The 19,546-nt window shown below is 40.2% G+C and carries 20 protein-coding genes and 1 tRNA gene; 12 read left to right on the forward strand and 9 right to left on the reverse strand.

Annotated features, from left to right (window positions below):
• Positions 1 to 182 precede the first annotated feature (182 nt).
• The gene (locus tag VB711_RS15235) at positions 183 to 1,586 is read left to right on the forward strand and encodes a carotenoid oxygenase family protein (protein ID WP_416233586.1); all 1,404 of its coding nucleotides are present in this window, start codon (positions 183 to 185) and stop codon (positions 1,584 to 1,586) included.
• Between the two features lie 268 nt (positions 1,587 to 1,854).
• Here the strand turns inward: VB711_RS15235 and VB711_RS15240 are convergent, their stop codons facing one another.
• Both VB711_RS15240 and VB711_RS15245 read right to left on the reverse strand, forming a co-directional pair.
• Positions 1,855 to 2,340, reverse strand: a complete 486-nt coding sequence (locus tag VB711_RS15240; protein WP_323286973.1) for a DUF3368 domain-containing protein — start codon at positions 2,338 to 2,340, stop codon at positions 1,855 to 1,857.
• 5 nt (positions 2,341 to 2,345) lie between these two features.
• The gene (locus VB711_RS15245; RefSeq protein ID WP_323286974.1) at positions 2,346 to 2,582 is read right to left on the reverse strand and encodes a UPF0175 family protein; all 237 of its coding nucleotides are present in this window, start codon (positions 2,580 to 2,582) and stop codon (positions 2,346 to 2,348) included.
• 173 nt (positions 2,583 to 2,755) lie between these two features.
• Here VB711_RS15245 and VB711_RS15250 point away from each other — a divergent pair, with 173 nt between their 5' ends.
• Positions 2,756 to 3,217 carry a pentapeptide repeat-containing protein gene (locus VB711_RS15250; protein WP_323286976.1) on the forward strand — a complete coding sequence of 154 codons (462 nt, stop codon included), beginning with the start codon at positions 2,756 to 2,758 and terminating at the stop codon, positions 3,215 to 3,217.
• A 125-nt stretch (positions 3,218 to 3,342) separates the two neighbouring features.
• Here VB711_RS15250 and VB711_RS15255 read toward each other — a convergent pair whose 3' ends face one another.
• Both VB711_RS15255 and VB711_RS15260 read right to left on the reverse strand, forming a co-directional pair.
• A complete protein-coding gene (locus tag VB711_RS15255; protein WP_323286977.1) occupies positions 3,343 to 3,732 on the reverse strand; it encodes a type II toxin-antitoxin system VapC family toxin in 390 nt (129 codons plus the stop codon).
• On the reverse strand, positions 3,729 to 3,947 hold the full coding sequence (locus tag VB711_RS15260; protein WP_323286978.1) for a hypothetical protein: 219 nt from the start codon (positions 3,945 to 3,947) through the stop codon (positions 3,729 to 3,731). The genes VB711_RS15255 and VB711_RS15260 overlap by 4 nt, the downstream gene beginning before the upstream one ends.
• 300 nt (positions 3,948 to 4,247) lie before the next feature.
• On the opposite strand from VB711_RS15260, the gene VB711_RS15265 reads away from it, so the two are divergent.
• Positions 4,248 to 4,787: a pentapeptide repeat-containing protein gene (locus VB711_RS15265; protein WP_323286979.1), complete on the forward strand. Its 540-nt coding sequence runs from the start codon at positions 4,248 to 4,250 to the stop codon at positions 4,785 to 4,787.
• Between the two features lie 154 nt (positions 4,788 to 4,941).
• Here the strand turns inward: VB711_RS15265 and VB711_RS15270 are convergent, their stop codons facing one another.
• Positions 4,942 to 5,604, reverse strand: a complete 663-nt coding sequence (locus VB711_RS15270; protein ID WP_323286980.1) for a CAP domain-containing protein — start codon at positions 5,602 to 5,604, stop codon at positions 4,942 to 4,944.
• Between the two features lie 217 nt (positions 5,605 to 5,821).
• Here VB711_RS15270 and VB711_RS15275 point away from each other — a divergent pair, with 217 nt between their 5' ends.
• Both VB711_RS15275 and VB711_RS15280 read left to right on the forward strand, forming a co-directional pair.
• Entirely contained in the window at positions 5,822 to 6,310 is a 489-nt protein-coding gene (locus tag VB711_RS15275; RefSeq protein WP_323286981.1) for an SH3 domain-containing protein, read from the forward strand.
• Between the two features lie 324 nt (positions 6,311 to 6,634).
• On the forward strand, positions 6,635 to 7,138 hold the full coding sequence (locus VB711_RS15280) for a CAP family protein (protein ID WP_323286982.1): 504 nt from the start codon (positions 6,635 to 6,637) through the stop codon (positions 7,136 to 7,138).
• Between the two features lie 384 nt (positions 7,139 to 7,522).
• Here VB711_RS15280 and VB711_RS15285 read toward each other — a convergent pair whose 3' ends face one another.
• Positions 7,523 to 10,549, reverse strand: coding sequence for an SMC family ATPase (locus tag VB711_RS15285; RefSeq protein WP_323286983.1), 3,027 nt, complete (start codon positions 10,547 to 10,549; stop codon positions 7,523 to 7,525).
• A 461-nt stretch (positions 10,550 to 11,010) separates the two neighbouring features.
• Here VB711_RS15285 and VB711_RS15290 point away from each other — a divergent pair, with 461 nt between their 5' ends.
• The 4 genes from VB711_RS15290 to VB711_RS15305 all read left to right on the forward strand — a co-directional run bounded on the left by VB711_RS15290 (position 11,011) and on the right by VB711_RS15305 (position 16,133).
• The gene (locus tag VB711_RS15290) at positions 11,011 to 11,703 is read left to right on the forward strand and encodes a conjugal transfer protein TrbI (RefSeq protein ID WP_323286984.1); all 693 of its coding nucleotides are present in this window, start codon (positions 11,011 to 11,013) and stop codon (positions 11,701 to 11,703) included.
• A gap of 161 nt (positions 11,704 to 11,864) precedes the next feature.
• On the forward strand, positions 11,865 to 13,121 hold the full coding sequence (locus VB711_RS15295; RefSeq protein WP_323286985.1) for an S-layer homology domain-containing protein: 1,257 nt from the start codon (positions 11,865 to 11,867) through the stop codon (positions 13,119 to 13,121).
• Positions 13,122 to 13,329: 208 nt separating this feature from the next.
• Positions 13,330 to 13,446, forward strand: a complete 117-nt coding sequence (locus VB711_RS15300) for a photosystem II reaction center protein I (protein WP_323286986.1) — start codon at positions 13,330 to 13,332, stop codon at positions 13,444 to 13,446.
• Positions 13,447 to 13,847: 401 nt separating this feature from the next.
• Positions 13,848 to 16,133: a DUF3769 domain-containing protein gene (locus VB711_RS15305; protein ID WP_323286987.1), complete on the forward strand. Its 2,286-nt coding sequence runs from the start codon at positions 13,848 to 13,850 to the stop codon at positions 16,131 to 16,133.
• 14 nt (positions 16,134 to 16,147) lie between these two features.
• Here VB711_RS15305 and VB711_RS15310 read toward each other — a convergent pair whose 3' ends face one another.
• Both VB711_RS15310 and VB711_RS15315 read right to left on the reverse strand, forming a co-directional pair.
• Positions 16,148 to 17,659 carry an AAA family ATPase gene (locus VB711_RS15310; RefSeq protein WP_323286988.1) on the reverse strand — a complete coding sequence of 504 codons (1,512 nt, stop codon included), beginning with the start codon at positions 17,657 to 17,659 and terminating at the stop codon, positions 16,148 to 16,150.
• A 68-nt stretch (positions 17,660 to 17,727) separates the two neighbouring features.
• Positions 17,728 to 17,801 (reverse strand) — tRNA-Arg (locus tag VB711_RS15315).
• A gap of 37 nt (positions 17,802 to 17,838) precedes the next feature.
• Between VB711_RS15315 and moaC the strand changes: the two genes are divergently transcribed.
• Positions 17,839 to 18,348 (forward strand): cyclic pyranopterin monophosphate synthase MoaC, encoded by a 510-nt coding sequence (gene moaC, locus VB711_RS15320; RefSeq protein WP_323286989.1) that lies wholly within the window; start codon positions 17,839 to 17,841, stop codon positions 18,346 to 18,348.
• Positions 18,349 to 18,394: 46 nt separating this feature from the next.
• On the opposite strand, the gene VB711_RS15325 is transcribed toward moaC, so the two are convergent.
• Entirely contained in the window at positions 18,395 to 18,592 is a 198-nt protein-coding gene (locus VB711_RS15325; protein WP_323286990.1) for a DUF2795 domain-containing protein, read from the reverse strand.
• 165 nt (positions 18,593 to 18,757) lie between these two features.
• On the opposite strand from VB711_RS15325, the gene VB711_RS15330 reads away from it, so the two are divergent.
• A complete protein-coding gene (locus tag VB711_RS15330; RefSeq protein ID WP_323286991.1) occupies positions 18,758 to 19,015 on the forward strand; it encodes a hypothetical protein in 258 nt (85 codons plus the stop codon).
• Between the two features lie 109 nt (positions 19,016 to 19,124).
• Positions 19,125 to 19,433 carry a DUF3181 family protein gene (locus VB711_RS15335; RefSeq protein ID WP_323286992.1) on the forward strand — a complete coding sequence of 103 codons (309 nt, stop codon included), beginning with the start codon at positions 19,125 to 19,127 and terminating at the stop codon, positions 19,431 to 19,433.
• Positions 19,434 to 19,546 lie beyond the last annotated feature (113 nt).

The following is a 19,546-nucleotide window of genomic DNA, read 5'->3' on the forward strand; positions in this document are numbered from 1 at the left end:
ATTGAAACTGTTTATTTACCTATCACTTGACCAGATTGAATACTGTTCTTCTAATTCTTACTCCTGACTCCTGACTCCTAGCCCTAATGAAAAGACTTTTTCATCAAACCCTAAATAATTCTTGATAAAATTAGTACAACTGCAATTTTAGCAGGATTAAAAATCTCCAAAATATCATATCTATGACAACCAACACCATAACACCCACAACAATTAATCCCTATCTTGATGGCAATTTTGCACCTATCAAGAACGAAATCACTACGGATATTCTGGAAGTAATAGGTGAATTACCCCCCGATCTTGCAGGAATGTTTGTGCGAAATGGACCCAATCCCCAATGGCCACCAATTGGTCGATATCACTGGTTCGATGGTGATGGGATGTTGCATGGTGTCCGCATTAAAGATGGTAAAGCCACTTATAGCGATCGCTATATTAAAACCAAAGGCTGGCAAATTGAGCATGAAGCCCAAAAAGCTGTCTGGTCAGGAATTTTTGAACCACCCCAAATGGATAACCCCTATGGAGTTAACAAAAATACCGCCAATACCGCTCTAGTCTGGCACGCTGGCAAATTTTTAGCTCTCTGGGAAGGAGGCGCGCCCCACAGTATCCAACTCCCGGAATTAGAAACCATTGGTGAGTACACCTACAATAATCAACTAACTTGTCCTTTTACAGCCCATCCCAAGGTAGACCCTGTAACCGGCGAAATGATGTTTTTTGGTTATTCATTTGCGCCCCCATATCTGCATTACGGAGTAGTTTCAGCCGATGGTGAATTGAAGGGAATAGTCCCCATAGAACTACCAACGGCGGTAATGATGCACGATTTCGCCATTACCGAAAATTATAGCATTTTCATGGATCTGCCTTTGACCATGAGCGTAGAAAGGATGCAAAGGGGAGAACCTACGGTAATGTTTGAGAGCGATCGCCCCAGTCGTTTTGGTATTATCCCCCGTCATGGCGACAATAGCAATATTCGCTGGTTTGAAAGTCCCTCCTGTTACGTCTTCCACACCCTTAACGCCTACGAAGAAGGAGAAGAAGTCGTATTAATAGCTTGTCGCATGAGTTCTACCAGTGTATTAGCAGGTAGTGATGTTCCCGATGCAGATATCCCCCGTCTCCATCGTTGGCGCTTTAACCTCAGCACAGGCGCAATCCAAGAAGAAATGTTAGACCAAACACCAGGCGAATTTCCCCGTGTCAACGAAAACCTGTTAGGGAGAAAAACCCAATATGGCTATGTTGGAAAAATGGCGAATAGTCCCCTTCCGTTGTTCGAGGGAGTAATTAAATATGACCTCAGCAATGGTAAATCCCAAACCCACCAATTTGGACAGGGACGTTATAGTGGTGAATCTGTCTTTGCACCTCGTCCCGGTGCGACTACAGAAGATGAAGGTTGGCTGGTTACATTCGTTTACAACGAAAATACACAAACTTCGGAACTGGTGGTAATTAATGCCCAAGACATGACCAGCGAACCAGTAGCACGGGTAATTATTCCCCAACGTGTCCCCTACGGTTTTCATGGTGCATGGGTATCTGAAGCACAATTAACAGCAAGCGTTTAATCAACCTTTTCGGGGTGCAATACTTGTCGGTTAAGCTCAAAAAATAGAATTACGTAGGTTGGGTTGAGGAACGTTCACGTAGTGTGCCGGAGGCATAACCCAACATTTATAAGCATTTGTTGGGTTGCGCTGTCGCTTAACCCAACCTACAAAAATCCTTAACCGAACAGTATTGTTTCGGGGTGGATTTTGTCATTTGGCATTTTCCACCCCAGAAATTTATACTACATTAAGTAGCGCGATCGCTAAATAACTACACTACTCAAGATCATTCCTGAACAATTGATAAAATCTTATTATAGAGGGAGGGATTAACCCAAAATTTGGCTATATTTATTAAATCATCAAGAATTGGTTTGACTAATGGAATCAAGCCCTGACGTTTCGCCTCAATCAAGATTCCTAAAATACCTGTTATTTTTAAATTATATTCTATTGCTGTTTGTCTGCCTAACTGTTCATCTATAATTAGCCAATCTGCATTTAATTCTAATGCTAAGGCTATTGCAGAAGATTCTCCTTCGTCTAATTTATTTCTTAAAGAATGTACTAAATTAATATTCTTAATTGTCTTTACTTTAATCCAACTAAATATTTTCACCTCTTTCGCTCCCGGTATAGAATCTCCCCATTGGGTTAATTCTTCAAAAACTTCTGATGATATAATGATTTCCCCATAAATTTGTTCTAATAAATTGATCTTACCTATAGCAGATAAATTAGTAATAGGTGAAGTATTGCTAATGACGATCATATATATTAGATAATCCCCAAGTTTTTTAAGTCAATTTCTAAATCTCTCTCATCATAATGAATATAAATGTTTCTCATCGCTAATTCGCGCTGAAATTCGAGCAAAGGCATTTGAGCAAGGTTGGACGCTTTACCGATAGTAATTTTCTTCTTTTGAAATAAGAGGATAATCAGTTCTAAAATTAATTCTTTTTCTGATAATCCACTTGCTTTTACAATCTCTTCAGAAATAGCAAAACTCATAGTTATTTTCTAGTAAATATAGCTTAGATTGATTATAGCTCGAAGTGCGATAGCGTTCGCGGTAGCGTCTCGTAGAGATAGCGCTCCGCAGGAATCGCTCGTAGACCGTAGGTGGGGTCGAAGAGATTTAGTAGGTTATCTTTAAGTGTGTTGTTTAATGTAGGAGATAAGTTATGAATGCTGAAGATTTGCTGCAACGTTATGCTGCTGGGGAAAGAGATTTTACTGGAGTCAAGCTGCCAGGAGTTCGTTTGGTCGATAAAATTCTTAACCAAGTCATTTTCAAGGGTGCTGACTTCAGTGATGCTTACTTTGAAAGTAGTGGGTTTGATGAAGTTGACTTGAGTTTCGCTAACTTGAGAAGAATCCGTTTCTTTGAAAGTGGTTTTGGAAGAGCTAATTTGGAAGCTGCTGACTTTAGCGATGCTATCTTCAGTCAAGGGAGTCTCAAAGGCGCTAATCTTACTCGTGCCATATTCAGACGTGCTGTCCTTAGCGAAGTTAGTTTCAAAAATGCCAACCTTAGCTATGCTGATTTGAGTGAAGCCAGTGAGTTTAGTATCTATTATTGCAAGGGTGCTATCTTCCATGAAACTATCATGCCTGATGGAAGTATCAGAAGTAATAATAGCTAAAGAAGGATCTGACACGATAGGAATTTCATAAGTGCGATCGCTCGTAGGTTGGGTTGAGGAACGATACCCAACATTAATCAACTATCATTTTCCCTGTCAATGTTTAACTATTACTAACATTAAGATTAAATTAGAGTTTGAACATGGGGATAAGCCAAGATTTTATTATCTGCTGTTAGTAACGAACAGTTATAAATTTGAGCAGTAGCAACAATTAACTGATCTGCTGGATCACGATGAAATCCCGTTAATTCAGTTGATGCTACTATAATTGGAAGAGTTAAACTTAGTAGTTGAACTCCAGGATAAGCTAGACCTCCATTCAACCATTCATCAACTGAGCAAGATAAAATCAGTTTTTGATTTTCCACTAACTTAGCCACTTCCCAACAAGAAATAATGCTGATGCCTAATCCACTAGATTGATAAGTATTGATTAATTCTCGCTGTCGTTGGGTTAATTTGAGATTATTATCAACCCACCAAATCCAAATATGGGTATCTAAAACAATCATTTTAAAACTTCCCAATCCTCGATATCTGTGGCAGGTTCATAAGGTTCATCATACTGTATTACTTTTCCCGCTAAAGGATAACTATTAAAATTAGAAGATAGTTGACGATGTTCGAGAATAATCACTTCGACAGATTCTCCTTTTTTAAAAGGTAAATTTTCTAGAATTAATTGTCCGTTTTCTGTTAAAACAATTTCGATTTTATGAGCATTCATACAGATTATCTCCTATTATCAAGTTAACATCAAAATATTACAGAGATTAAACATATACATAATTGTATCAATTGGGAGAAAATAGAGCAATTGCAGTAGCTCCTGGCTGTAGCCTCGGTAGGCTGTGTCGTTGGGGGTGGGGTCGATGAACCAGCCAATGGTGTTAATATTGTAGTCGATATGGTGCGATCGCTCGTAGGTTGGGTTAAGGAACGATACCCAACATTAATCAACTATCATTAACCTTATAAATATCTCTATATCATCAATATCCGCTTGAAGCAAACACAAGGTTAATTCATGGTTTGGAAAATTACTACTGATGAATTGTTGGCTCGGTACAACGCTGGGGAGCGTAACTTTGCTGGTGTCGAAATTTTGCGAATTGTCGGCGAAATGGGCGAAATAGACGGAGTTGATGGTCAGATTACTGGACTCGAAGGTGCTGACTTGCGGGGTATTAACCTGCGTGGAGCTAATCTTGAAAAAGTCGATCTGAGTGGGGCTGATTTGACTGAAGCTGATTTGTTCGGTGCTTATTTGGGCGAGGCTAGTTTGGGAAAAACTATTCTCAGGGATGCTAATTTGTTCTCTGCTAATTTGAGTAATGCTAGTTTGAATGGGGCTGATTTGACTAGGGCTAACTTGAGCCATGTTAAAGCGGTTGGTGCTAGTTTCATCGGTGCTAAAATTGGTTACTTTGAACGTGCTGATTTGACTCATACTGACTTCCGAGACTGCGATGTCAACGGAGAAGGTCTCTGCTACAAGTTCAATGTTATCTGGCATACTACCATGCCCGATGGTACTATCAAAGAAGGTCCCTACTGTAAATGGTAATAGTTCTTCTTTCAGTGCGATCGCCCGTACCCCGTAAGTTGGGTATCGTTCCTTAACCCAACATTAATCAACTATAATTAACCTTATAAATTAGCGATCGCTATTCTTTCTAACCTCACATAAACCCAAAATCATTAAATTAATGCAATACTTTTTAATTAGAAAACATTTGTACAGCATAAACTTCACCATTGGGGTGAGTAGTAATTCCGTAACCAAACTTGGTGTACCTACGATTGAGGACATTGGCTCGATGTCCATTACTATACATCCAACCCCGTTGAAAATCTTCCGCTTCCCCGTAGCTTAACCCCAAACCTTTCACACTACTCTGGACAATGTTTTCACCAATACCCAAACGCGGACTACCACCAACAGCCAGATAGCGATCGCGTGGATTTTTACCATCAGGTGAGATATGATCAAAATATTGTCGAGTTAGCATATCCTGAGCATGGTTTTGGGCTGCTTCAGAAAGCAACGGAACTTCCACCAAAGGTTGTAAATTATTGAGAGTGCGATCGCGGTTCACCAATTCTAAAGCAAACTTTCGCAAATCCTCTACAGAACGTAATTCTTCAGCATTCCAAATATTAACTTTTGGCTTACCTATCTTCCAATCTGCTCCACCTTCACCATTATAAAAACCCAACTTCAAAACTTTATCCGGTGAAAGCTCACTCCAAAAATAGTTAATATCAAGTGGGTATCCCCGCAAAGCCTGACTCATAAATTGGAGAGTCGGACCAGAAACCCAAACTATGGTAAATACAATAAAGTATCGCCACCATGAGCTAACTTTGGTTTTTGTCTTCATTGAACTTGTTAAACTGGTAAATGCACTTATAACTAAATTATAGTGCGATCGCCCGTAGATTGAGTTAAGGAAAGATACCCAATATTAATCAACTATCATTAACCTTATAAACATTTTAGAGTCTGGCGGATTTGTCAGACAGAATAATTTATGCTAAAATCACTAATTTTAAGTTTCTGAATGTACCTGACTAATGGATTTAAAGTGATAATAAATTATGTTGTCTAGCTTACTTAAACTTATACTTGGTTTTATATTAGCGATCGCTGTTTTGTTAGCTAGTGGTTTAACAGTCGCACTCTATTTTGTCAACCGTACTGCCATACCCCCCGCTAAACCATTGTTTGCTAATGATACTTCCTCCAAACCCAAAACACCCAAACCAATCCCAGTTAAAACCACACCAACTCCCAAAGCTGAGGTGAAAACAGAACCAACACCCACACCAACACCCACACCCACAGAATCACCCAATTCCTTACCAGTCGGGGCTTATCGAGGAAATGTAACTTGGCCTCAAGGCTTGAGTTTACGAAGTTCACCACAGCAGGATAGTGAACGTGTAGGTGGGGTTGGTGCTAATCAAAAAATTATTGTATTGGAAGAAAGTTCTGATAAAGCATGGTTAAAAATTCGTCTTGAAGGTAGTGATCAAGAAGGTTGGGTAAAAGCAGGTAATATTCAACGAATTGACCCAGAAAACTAGCTTTAAATCAAAATTCAGCTGCCCGTCTTCTCAAAAAAGGCGGGTATTTTTTGCTTACTCGCCATACTCAATACTGATATAGGACTCCTATTTGAGTTTTGAACATACACGTAGGGTGGGCATTGCCCACAATCTGCGCGTTTTGTAAGGTATAGCCCTACCTACAATACTTAGATCTATTTAGAAATCTTTTAGGAGTCCTATATATTATATTATTAATCATCTTTTAGTGACAACCCACATCTGATGAAAAATTTTTCTACTACCATATCTCCTCTGCTATTATTGCCTATGGTTGTTTTAATAACAATATCAGGAGTATTAATGTCAAACACTGGTGATGTTTTCGCTGCTGACGATCTTACAGCATTTAATAATCAAGCCTTAAAGAAGCACAACGAATACCGACTCAAGCATAAAGTTCCGGCATTGGTGTTAGATACTCAACTTAATACTTCTGCACAACAATGGGCAAATACATTAGCATCTCAAGGACAGTTTAAGCATTCTGGTAAATCAGGAGTAGGAGAAAATCTTTACATCTGGATGTCTTCAAGCCCCACGAATACCAATACTATCACATCTGAGGCAGATAAGGCCGTTAATGCCTGGTATAATGAAATTAAAGATTACAACTTTCAATCTCCAGGATTTTCTAGCAAAACAGGTCACTTCACTCAAGTAGTTTGGAAATCAACTTCAAAACTCGGTTGTGGAATAGCCTCTGGTAAATATAACAATATGTATGCCAGATTTGTTGTATGTCAATATACTACTCCTGGCAATTTCACAAATGCTTTCCCACAAAATGTTTTACCACCTAAGTAATAACTCAAGTTGCTAGTTATTTAATTTTCGGACAGGTCGTTTGTAGTCTGTAGTAGTATGTAGGGTGCGTCAGACAGAATAATTTAGGCTAAAATCACTAATTTTAAGTTTCTGACGCACCTTTCTTCATCTATACTCAAGAAGTTCATAACTTGCGTTTTTACATTCATATATACCCTTTAAACAAAAGCTCAAATTGTGTCCTTGAGAAGTATAAAAAAGCTTGTAAATATATCGGTATGCACGTGCATGAAATACATTATAGCCCCCTCCTCGCTTGCGGGGAGGGGGTTGGGGGTGGGGTTCTTGTATCTCACTCAATCGAGTAACACTATAATAAGCTCCCCCACTTCTCAAATAAATCGGGGATCTGAGTCTGGTTTTTTATATTAACAATTGTAACTGTGAACCTTGTTGAGTTTTGCTAACTTCTATCCTGGTTTGAAAGGCTTCTTTGAGATGGGGCATATGGGTTACAGTTAAAATACAGGCAAAGTCAGCAGATATGGCATTAATTGAGGCAATCAAGCGATCGCACCCTTCCGCATCTTGTGTACCAAATCCTTCATCTATAATCAGTAATTGTAGCGCTGCACCTGCCCGTTGTGCCAATAATTTCGCTAAAGCCAAACGAATCGCAAAGTTGATTCTAAAGGCTTCTCCCCCAGAATAGGTTTCATAGGCTCGCGTTCCCCTAGCATCAGCAATTAAAATATCTAATGTATCTATTAATTTAACATTCTTCTTGCTCGACTTACCACTGCGTCCCGCTTTTTGGGTAACAAATTGTACGTGTAGTTGATTAGCACTCAACCGGGAAAGTAATTGATTTGTCTGGGCTTCTAATTGAGGTAATACATTTTCAATCATCAACGCTTGGATGCCATTTTTACCAAAGGCTTGGGCTAATTCCTGATAAACCCGTTGCTGTTTTTTACAATTTTGTAACTGTTCTTGCTCCTGTTGACACTGAATTTGCAAGGTTTCCAATTGGTGAATCAGTTGCTCTAACCGTCCCAACTGTGCTATTTTATCATCTAGTTGTTGTCTGCGGCTTGCCAATTTATCCTCTAAAGCCTGGATTTGGGCAGATGGATTAGCTGAATCTGCTAATTGCTTAACAATACTTTCGATTTGATTGGCAAAATTCTGACGTTCTGTTAATCTAATATTTAGGGATTCCTGTAACTCTTGCAACCTAGTTTGTAACTGCGGATATTGCTGTTGGGCAGATAACAACTGTTGATAACGCAACTGCCAAGGTTGAAACTCTCGCACAGATTGACGCAGTTTATTGTGTTGTTCGGAACTGTAATTCAGTTCTATAATTTGCTTTTCTAAAGCCGCAATTTGTTGAGCGATATCAGAATCCGTTTGTGATTTGGTAATTTTAGCTTGAAGTTGGGCAATATTAGCTTGTAATTCCGGTTTTCTCGCTGCTAATTGGGCTTGACGCTTGGCGGCATCTTTAATTTGTCCTTGTTTAATTTCTGCCCAACGCCACCTTTCTACCTCACTACGGGCGAGGGAGTGGTCTTTCTCACTATAATTGAGTTGCTGGAGATACTGGTCTAATTGTTGAATTTCCGCTTGTTGGGCTGGGGCATAATCTCCCGACTGGAGCGATCGCTCTAAATGTTCTTTTTCTGCTACAATTTTTTGTAACTCTTCCTGCACGTCCGTTGTTGCTTGCAATTGTGCCGCCAACTGTCCCCGTTGTTCCCGTAAACTGTCGTAAACTGCCAATTCTTGAGATATTTCTCGATATTCTTGCCTTAAAACCTGAATTTCTCGGTCAGATACCGCTTTTTGTTCCCGCACTACCCAAACCTGTCCTTCTGTGTCCTGATATTCAACTTGGGTTTTTTCCACCACCCGATTCCAGTGATGTTCATCTAGCGGACGTTCGCACAAAGGACACAAAGCATTAGGATTTTGCAGCATTTGTAACTTTTGTTCCAATTCCCCCAACAACCTTTCATAATCCCGTTGGTGGGCTTGCAGACGTTCAATAAAATGCCTTCTTTCCTGTCCTTTTTCCTGGACTCTTTGCAAATAAACCCGTTTTTTGTCTAGTTCTTCAATTTGCGAAGCCACTTCCAATACTGCTTGCTGTAGCTGGGGTTGGCGACGTTGTTGACTTTGCAACTGATTTTCTGTAGACTGTAATTGTTCCAGTCTTGCCATCAAACTTGCATGGGCGCGGTCTAGTTGATTTTGTAAATTTGCCCGTTGCTGTAATAATGGAGTGACTTGCATTTGCAATTGATCTAGGTCAGCTACCTGCTTCCGGGCCGCGAGGGATTGGGATAAAGCCGCTTCTATTTCTGGTGATTTCGCTAAAGTTTGCTGAATTTCTCGCTCTTGCTGCTCCAAAGCTTCTAATTGCGCTTGGGCTTGTTGTAATTGTCGTTCCAGTAGTTGAATTTCTTGATTTAGTTGTTGTTGTTTTTGTTGTTTTAACCCAGTGGCGCGGGTATGTTGTTCAAATTTTGCAGAAAAGGCTTCTTCTTGGGTTTGGAGACTTTGATATTCAGCGTATCCAGCTTTAATTTGCGCTTCTTGCGTTAACAATGCTTCTAAATCAGCTAGTTGTACTTTAACAGCTAATTGGTCTTGTTGCAAGCGATCGCTATCTTGGCTAAGATTTTGATATTGTTGCCGCACAAAGCTGAGTTGTTGTTCCCAATTTTGGCGTTGGTGTTGGACAACTTGCAAACTTTGTAACTGCACATGATCAAAAGCTTGGGTTTGTTGTAAGTTATTTAGTTCAACCTCCAACTCCTTTCGTTGCGCTTCCGTTGTTTCCCTTTGTTGGAGTTGAAGTTGAATATTATCTAAAGAACGTTCTAACTCTTCCACTCTGCCTTTATACTGCTTAGAACTATCTTTAGCTCGTTCCTCTAATTGATCATATTGATTAAGTTTTAACAGTTCTGCTAAAATCTCCTTGCGCTCGTTAGGACGTTTGAGCATAAATTCATCTGCTCGACCTTGACGCAGGTAAGCAGAATTAATAAAAGTGTCGTAATCTAATTTGATATGTTGTAGAATTACGTCCTGAGTTGCCCTTACCCCTTTACCAGTTAGAGGACGAAAACCAGAGGGTGTTTCTATTTGAAATTCCAAAACCCCCGTTCCCCCACGCATTCGGGTACGGATAACGCGATATTTTTGTTGACTACTGTGAAAGGTGAAGTCAACCCGCACTTCTTTCGCGCCAGAATGAATTACATCGTCGTCAACAGCAGCACGGCTTTGACCCCAAATAGACCAAGTGATAGCTTCCAACAGGGAAGACTTACCTGCTCCATTAGAGCCACAAATGCAAGCCGTATGCAACCCGCTAAAGTCTAAAGTTGCATCACGGTAACTAAGAAAGTTTTTGAGAATAAGTTGTACTGGGATCATTAAGGCTATAGCGCCAAATCTAAATTTTTAATAATTAACAGTACAGATGCACTTCATTGTTAGTGTAACTATCGAAGTAACAGGTTTCCAGTTTTAAAGATGTTGATGTTACAAAAATTTACAGAGAAGGACAGCGACTTGTTAAAAAAATGGGTTTGATTAAGAGTTTTGAGATGAAGGCGATAAAATGGGGAGTAAATGTATGATTTAGGTTCACGCAGAGGCGCAGAGGCGCAGAGAGTTAAGAGGAGTTGGCTTACTGTCGTCTTGTTTGGTAAAGTTTGTCAAATGTTGAGGAACAAATTTTCCTACTTTGGGTCTTAATTGGGTTAGGGAATTGAAAGGTTTTAAAACTGCGTAAATTAAGTCTATTGGGGAAAATTGAGGATTAGAAATTCCCAGAAACTATCCGGGTGAATCCACGTCATCTCAAAGTATAACACATCAAAGGGAAACATCTTATGAATGGTTCTATGGGTTGGAAATCTGGTACTGCTGCACTGATGACTATAGCAATTTTTACGGGTGCAGTTACTCCTTTGTTGACTTTTGCTCCTGCTCAAGCACAGTTTAATATTGGACAACCTCGTTCTGTGACTATTCCGGCTAATGTTACTTTACCTGTAACTTATGACAAGGAAAAACTAAATCCTAAATTTGGGGAAACTGTTCCTCTAACTCTCAGAATAGCAGATGATATTACCGATAGCCGCAGAAATATCTTAATTCCTGCTAATAGCGAAGTTGTGGGAGAATTGCAACCTGTAAATTTAAATGGAAGTTTTTCTCAACGCTCAAATAGTAACAATAGACAAGGTGTGAGGTTTGTAGCACGAGAATTGATTTTTCCCTCTGGACAGAAACAATCAATTAATGCCACTTCTCAAACAGTTACCACAACTGAAACTATATCTCAAGGTGCAAGCACAGGTCAAATATTGACAGACGCAGCAATTGGTGCTGGTGCTGCTACTGTAATTTCTTTAATTACAGGAAATCGTAAAATCGAAACCCTAGAACCTGTAGGTGGTGCGGCTGCTGGTGCGGCTGCTAGTGTACTATTACGAAAAAAACAAGTTGAAGTTTTAGTGGTTAGACCAGAACAAGATTTGGATTTGAAGTTGACAACTAATTTGGTAATATTACGCAATTAGATAGAAGATTAATCTTAATGCGATCGCTAGTGTTATTATAGAGAGCGATCGCTTAATTAAAAGTAATCTTTTTAACAGAATAAATAACCAAGCGGGAACTTGTGATTTAAAAAACCATCTCAGTAATTATCGAAGACAAATTTTTTTAAGGAGCAAGATCAATGTTAAGTAACTGGAAATCAAACACAGCCCTGATCATGGCTATCAGTGCTACAGTTGGTTCTGTAGCCCCTCTCATCACAGCTAACCCTGTCCTCGCTCAAACTACCTTTTCTGATGTTCAGTCTAGCTACTGGGCTTCTCCCTTTATTCAAGAATTATCCAGAAGGGGTATTATTGCAGGTTTCCCAAATGGTGGTTTCCGTCCAGAAGAACCGGTGACACGCGCTCAATTTGCAGCGATGATCACTAAAGCCTTCCCAAAAAGCGGACAAAAAACACCAATCAATTTCAATGATGTAGCCAGCAATTATTGGGCAAATGCTGCCATTCAGCAATCTTACATCACAGGTTTTTTATCTGGGTATCCAGGTAATCAATTCAAACCTAACGAAAATATTCCCCGTCAACAGGTTTTAGTTTCCCTAGCTAATGGGTTAAATTATACCCCCACCACCAACGTCGAAACTATCCTCCAATATTTTAACGATGCCTCTAGTATTGCTGGTTATGCCCGTAGTCCCATAGCTGCGGCTACACAAAAACAAATGGTGGTGAATTATCCCAATCCCCGATTTCTCAATCCTACCACCAGTGCCACACGAGCGCAAGTAGCGGCGTTAATTTATCAGGCTTTAGTTAGTTCTAATCAAGCCTCTGCCATTAACTCACCTTACATAGTCACAGGTCAAGCGACAACCACCAGTCCCACAACCACCACTCCCACAGCTACAACTGTCACCATTCCCCAGGGAACTATTATTCCTGTAAAGTATGACAAGGCAGAAAAAATCCTCGTCACCAAAGATGAAACTGCACCTTTAACTCTCATAGTCTCCCAAAATATAGTTACCCAAGACCAAAAAGTGTTGATTCCTGTTGGTAGTCAAGTAATTGGTCAACTCAAGCCGGCTCAAGGTGGTTCTCAATTTGTGGCACAAAAATTAGTTTTGACCACGGGTAGAGAATATGATATTGTCGGTAGTTCTAATGTAATTACCAAAACTGAAACCGTCAAAAAAGGTGCAAGTACAAGTAACATCATTAAAAATACCGCTTTGGGTGCAGGGGCAGCAGCCGCCATATCTGCTATAACGGGAGATAAAGCGATCGCTACGGAAGAAGTTTTAGGAGGTGCTGGTATTGGCGCACTCATCGGTCTTTTCTTCGGTAAACAGAGCGTTGATCTCATTGTCGTTGAACCCAACACCAATTTACAAATGACCATTAATCAAAATCTATCGGTTTCCACTCTGTAAGTAATTCGTTGAGAGAGGGAACAGGGAACAGAAAAACCATTTGTGTAATAATTCTGTCTCATTACTTAATTTACTCAAAGCTGGTCAAACTTGGTTGAGGATAGTTCTCCAAAAAAGGTCAAGATATGGGTAATATAAAGTAACTATCCTTTCTGCATTGCAGATTACCGCATAAACCCACTTTGTCATCCCTCTTGGAGATACTTCTATGCTGAGTTTAAAAATCGCTGTTTATATTGTAGTTGGCTTTTTTGTCGCTATCTTTGTATTCGGTCTATTGTCCAATGATCCAGCCCGTAACCCCGGACGGAAAGATTTTGAGTAAAAACTTTCAAAAATTGTTTTTTAGCTTGATTTTCCCAGAGATATAAGACATCTCCAGTAAAGATTGTAGAGACGTTCCATGGAACGTCTCTACAGGGGTTTCAGATTACGCATATTTAATTTTTGGAGATGTCCATAGCATATTACTGGTAAATGAGGTACAAGGTTGAGGGCGTAACCCACCGCCAAAAACGAACAGGATTAAAGGATACTCCCTTCCCAGTCTAAGATTACATATCCTCCTTTGCGTCTATCCCTACGGGAGGCTACGTGAATGCGGTTCATTTAATCCATATTCTTTTAGTGAGAAGGGAGTAAACAGGATGAATTTCATGATTTCTCCTTTTTTTGCCCCTGATTCCTGCTATATAGTAAGAGACTTTCTTCCCCGTTTCCTGTTGTATGCTTCATCAAGTTTTAGTACCTGATCCTGCTGATATTTCCCAACCTGCTGTTATTTCATCTGCTACCGTTGTAGAGAAAACGGAACAGGAAGTTTCAGAAAAAGGGATTTCTAGCCAAATTCATCAGGATATATCCGTTTTACAACCAGAAATGTTCCCTCCTGAATTTTCACCTGTTGCTACTGGTAGTCAAGCCGCGCTGTTGGGAACACCTTTGACAGTCGGTTATGTAAAAAAGAAAGTTATTGAAATTAATCATCGCACTACAATTTCACAAAATTCTGGTGAAGGAGAAAAAATTCATCTTTCTGTCTCCAACTCAGAAGATACACAAAATATTATTCCTGTCAAGAATATTATTAAATTTAAATCTCGCCAAACATCAACACCTGATACTGTAAAATTTGCACAATCACCCCAACCGACTACACCAGCAAGAGAAAGGGTAGTAGAGGTAATTGCCGATCGCCAGGAGTATGATGAAATCAGGCGAATTGTCACCGCCGAAGGCAATGTAGTAGTGCGCTTTGACGGAGCAGTGGTGGATGCTGATCGCTTGCAAGTAAACTTAGAAAACTTGATTGCAGTGGGTGACGGAAATGTGGCTTTAACTAGGGGAAATCAGGTACTACGGGGACAACGCTTCACTTATAATTTTATTCAAGATAGTGGAGAATTAGAAGATGGTACTGGTGAAATTTACATCCCCACCACAGAAACAGACTTTGGATTTTTACCGACTGATGTGACAACTGGTGGTGTTCCTAGCCGTCCTTTAAGTGATAGAATCCGTGCTAATCAACCTACTGCTAATGTTGGAAGTCCTGGGGGAATTGAATTTACTATTGGTGGTACAGCAGATGCTAGAAATATCCCCCCACCAAGGGCTGGTGGTGTTGTTAAGCGGTTAAGATTTGCCGCCCAAAGGATTGAATTTTATCCCCAAGGTTTACAAGCTAGGGATGTACGAATTACCAATGATCCTTTTTCGCCCCCTGAGTTAGAGTTAAGGGCGGCTAAGGTGACGTTAATTCGAGAAGCACCGTTGATAGACCGGGTTGTTACCCAAAAACAGCGTTTAGTATTTGACCAAAATGTGAGTTTACCAATTCCAATTAATAATCAGAAAATTGATCGTCGGGAACGAAAGGTAGATACAACAATTGTATCTCCAGGCTTTGATAATGGCAAGCGGGGCGGTTTATTTGTAGAACGTAGTTTTCAGCCAATTGATACCGAAAAAGCCCGTTTAAGTGTGACACCCCAGTTTTTCGTGCAGAAAGCCGTGGAAGATGCTGGTAATGTAGCTGCGTTGTTTGGTGTCAAGGGGAGGCTAAATGCAGATTTAAGTCCTAAGTCTAAACTTGAGGGAACGGGTGAGTTAACGAGTTTTGATTTGAGTGAGGTGGAAAATACTTTGCGTGCGAGTTTGCGGTTACGCCAAATTTTGGGTGACGTGAATCCACACATCCTAAATCTAGAATATAGTTACCGCGATCGCCTTTACAATGGTACACTGGGTTTTCAAACTGTGCAGAGTAGTTTGGGTGGGGTGATCACTTCCCCTATTATCCCTTTAGGGAAAAGTGGTATTAATCTCAGCTATCAAGGAGGTGTTCAGTATATTGATGCTAACACCGATCGCCAAGACTTGTTGTCTTCTGCGAATGACCGGGTTTCTCTGGGACGTGTTCAAGGTAGTGTGGCTTTAAATAGGGGATTTCCTCTGTGGAGGGGCAAAGGTTTACCACCCACCCGCACGGAGGGGTTACGCTACACATCAAATCCTGTGATACCGTACTTACAAGCGATCGCAGGTCTTACTGCTACCAGCACTTATTATACAAGTGGCGATAATCAAAGTACCCTCATCGGGACAATCGGCTTATTAGGGCAAATTGGTCATTTTTCTCGCCCCTATCTAGATTATACTGCCTTTAATATCATTTATTCCCAAGGTATCAGTAACGGCTTATCTCCCTTCTTATTTGATCGTTATGTAGATAGTAAGGTTCTCAGTGCAGGTATTTCTCAGCAAATCTATGGGCCTTTTCGCTTGGGGTTTCAAACATCAGTTAACTTAGATACTGGTGAACGAAGTAGCACTGACTATACTTTAGAATATAGTCGTCGTACCTATGGAATGATTTTTCGTTACAATCCTGTGTTAGGATTAGGAGGGTTTACCATTCGCCTTAGTGATTTTAACTGGACGGGTGGCACAGATCCCTTTTCTGACGGTGAAGTTAAGCCAGTGGTGGGTGGTGTGACAGAGAATAGGTAATCAGGAAACATCCTCTAGCCTATTTTACCAAATGTGTCACTCAAAGGACTTTGTTTTGATGCTAAACGCGCCCTACCCCCAGCAGCCCATTCTTGGAGTTTTTGAATTTGTTCTACAGCAGTTCTGGCTAAAGGAATGATTTGACTAGCCGCTTCTAAAACATCATCAGTATTAAAATCTCGATTTTGACTAAAACCAATGTGCATTGCTTCAATTAAAGTTTGCTCTATTTCCGCCCCAGAAAAGTCGGGAGTTTCGTAAGCTAATCTATCAATATTATAGCTTTTTAAATTATGGGGACGTAATCTTGATAAATGAACATTAAAAATGGCTTTTCGTTCTTCTTGACTGGGTAAACCGACAAAGAAAATTTCATCAAATCGCCCTTTTCGCAACATTTCTGGGGGTAAAGCCTGGATATCGTTGGCGGTGGAAACGACAAACACAGGTGAGGTTTTTTCCGCTAACCAATTGATAAATGTCCCAAAAACCCGGCTGGTTGTTCCTGCGTCACCTTTACTACCCAAACCAGAAAAGGCCTTGTCTATTTCATCAATCCACAATACACAGGGTGCGAGCGCTTCTGCTACTTGAATCATTTGGCGAGTGCGAGATTCTGATTCACCGACTAAACCACCAAATAATCGCCCTACGTCTAAGCGTAACAGAGGTAAGTGCCAATGGTGAGCGATCGCCTTAGCTGTTAAAGATTTTCCAGTTCCCTGAATCCCCACCAACATTAAACCACGGGGATGAGGTAAACCATATTGTCTCGCCCGTTCTGAGAATGAACCACCACGGCGAATCAGCCAATCTTTGAGATTATCAAGTCCCCCAATATCAGATATCTGTTCAGTGGCGGGATAAAAGTCCAGGATTTGGGTTTGGCGAATAGTTTGGCGTTTTTCCTCTAAAACTAAGTCTACATCCTCTGGTTGCAATTTTCCGTGGGATGCAATGGCTCTCGCCAAAACTCGACGTATTCGTTCCATTGACAGCCCTTGACAAGAACGCACCAAATCATCTAAAAATTTACCGACAGGAGCGTTTCCAGTGGCTTGTAATAATCGTTCTACCTCGGTTTTAATTTCTGGTGCGGCTGGTAAGGGAAACTCTACCACCGTTAACACTTCTGTTAAATCATCAGGAATAGCGATACGTGGCGATAATAAAACAATATTTTTGGGTTGGGATTTGAGGATTCGGGCTAAGTTGCGGAGTTTGCGAGAAATAGCTACATCATCTAAAAAACGGTGATAATCCCGCAAAATCAAGACAGCAGGAGCAGAAGCGGGTAATTTTTCGATAAATTCTAAAGCTAGTAACGGATTCCGCTTGCCAAAACCGACATCATTGGGATTCCCTTGATAACCATCGACAAAATCCCAAGTATAGACCGGACGATTTCCTTGATTTGTCGCCTCTTCGCGGATAGCCGCTTCTACCCGTTCTTCTTCGTAAGTAGGAATATAAATCAACGGGTAGCGAGCGCGGAGTAGGAGTTTAAATTCGTCACGAAAGTTCATAATTATAGTTAATAAAACTGCACAAATCTATTTACAGAGTTTGTGCAATTAAAATTATATTAAATCAACGGGCGAGGAGGGATTCGAACCCCCGACACCGTGGTCCGTAGCCACGTGCTCTAGTCCACTGAGCTACACGCCCTTACTAGATTCCAATACTAACACACTTCTCTAAAATTATGCAAGAGTTTTTTCCAACTAATTTTGCCAACTTAACTCATTTAGATGGTAAAGGAGAGGCGCAGATGGTGGATGTGTCTGCTAAAGTGCCTACTGTGCGGGAAGCGGTGGCTGTTGCTAGGGTGCGAATGTTGCCAGAAACTTTCGCTGCTATTCAAGCTGGAAATGCTCCGAAAGGGGATGTTTTGGCTACTGCTAGGTTAGCTGGTATTATGGGAGCCAAGCAAACTGCTAATTTAATTCCCCTGTGTCATCCTCTACCTTTGCAAAAAATTACTGTTGAGTTAATACCAAGTCCCGAATTACCTGGTTATGAAATTTATGCCACTGTGAAAACTAAAGCGGAAACTGGTGTGGAAATGGAAGCTTTGACTGCTGTTTCTGTGGCTGCTCTGACTTTATATGATATGGCAAAGGCTTTAGAAAAATCTATTCAAATTGAATCTATTCGTTTAGTTAGTAAAACTGGGGGAAAATCAGGAAATTATAGTTATTCAGAACCTTTTTAGAGACGTTCCATGGAACGTCTCTACTTTTTCGGTGATGTTTAATAACCTACTGAATCTCTCCTATAGCTTTATTGAGTTCAGTTGGGTCTCCATACTCTTCACCTTCTGGCAATTGTTCTAAAAGTGAGAGAACTTGCTTGTCAGCACCTTGCTGTTGCGCGTGCTTAATCAATTCTTGCTTTTCTGCGGGATAGTCAACGCCTTTCAAGTGTTTTTGGACTTCTACCGGATTTGCTTTAGTCATTTTCATTCACCTCTTACGGTTATTTCCATCTTCAACGGTGAATGTATTGACTTCCTCTATCAAACAGATGAATAAGTTTTAAACTAGGAATACCAAAAGTTATATTGCAAAATTAGATTAAAATGGTTGAGTGTGTTAAAGTCTATCGTTAATTAAAGAATATTTATGCCTCCTCGTTGGCCTCGTCAACCCGACCGCAAAGATCCAGATTTCCGCAAATTAGATGACCGGATGAATTTTGCTGTTCATGTAGCGATCGCTGCTACAATCAATTCTGGATTATGGTTTTTCCATATCTTAAAGACAACTAACTGGGAATGGTTGTTACCTCTGACTGGAGGTTGGACGGTAATTTTATTAGTACATTTGCTCTATATTAGTGCGATCGCTAATTACTCAAACACTCCACCAAAGTCAACCTAAAGACATAATGCTGAAGCTGGGGCGGTTCTATGCCAGAATTAGCTAATTAAGCGATAATGTAAAATAGAATGGAATTTTCCATTTTTAATTTTACATGGGGTTATTTTTTATGGCTAATACTAGCACTACAGAACTACTGGAAGCCCTAGCATCAGAAATTGGCGAAAATGTTTATATTGATATTGCTAAGTGGCATCTTTATCTATCTGATGCTAAAATGCACACGGTTGTCGCTGAACAATTATATCCTTTGATTACTTCCAATGGTGTGAATGAAGATAGAGTGACTGAAATTTTGACATCTATCCCCGTAAAAATTGCTGGTGGTAGAAAGGAAATATCTTTAATTGATTTATTACCTCTGCAATGTCAAGTTATTTTAGTAGATATCTTGGAAAAATATCAACGTCAAATGTAAGAGAAAATTTAGGTTGGGTTAAGCGATAATGTTCCGCCAAACCCAACTGAATCCAGGGAATGTTGGGTTAAGGAACTATTTAAAAACAAAGATAATTTTTTCATTAGCTACTA

It is taken from the genome of Cronbergia sp. UHCC 0137 (assembly GCF_034932285.1).
Lineage (GTDB): Bacteria > Cyanobacteriota > Cyanobacteriia > Cyanobacteriales > Nostocaceae > Cronbergia.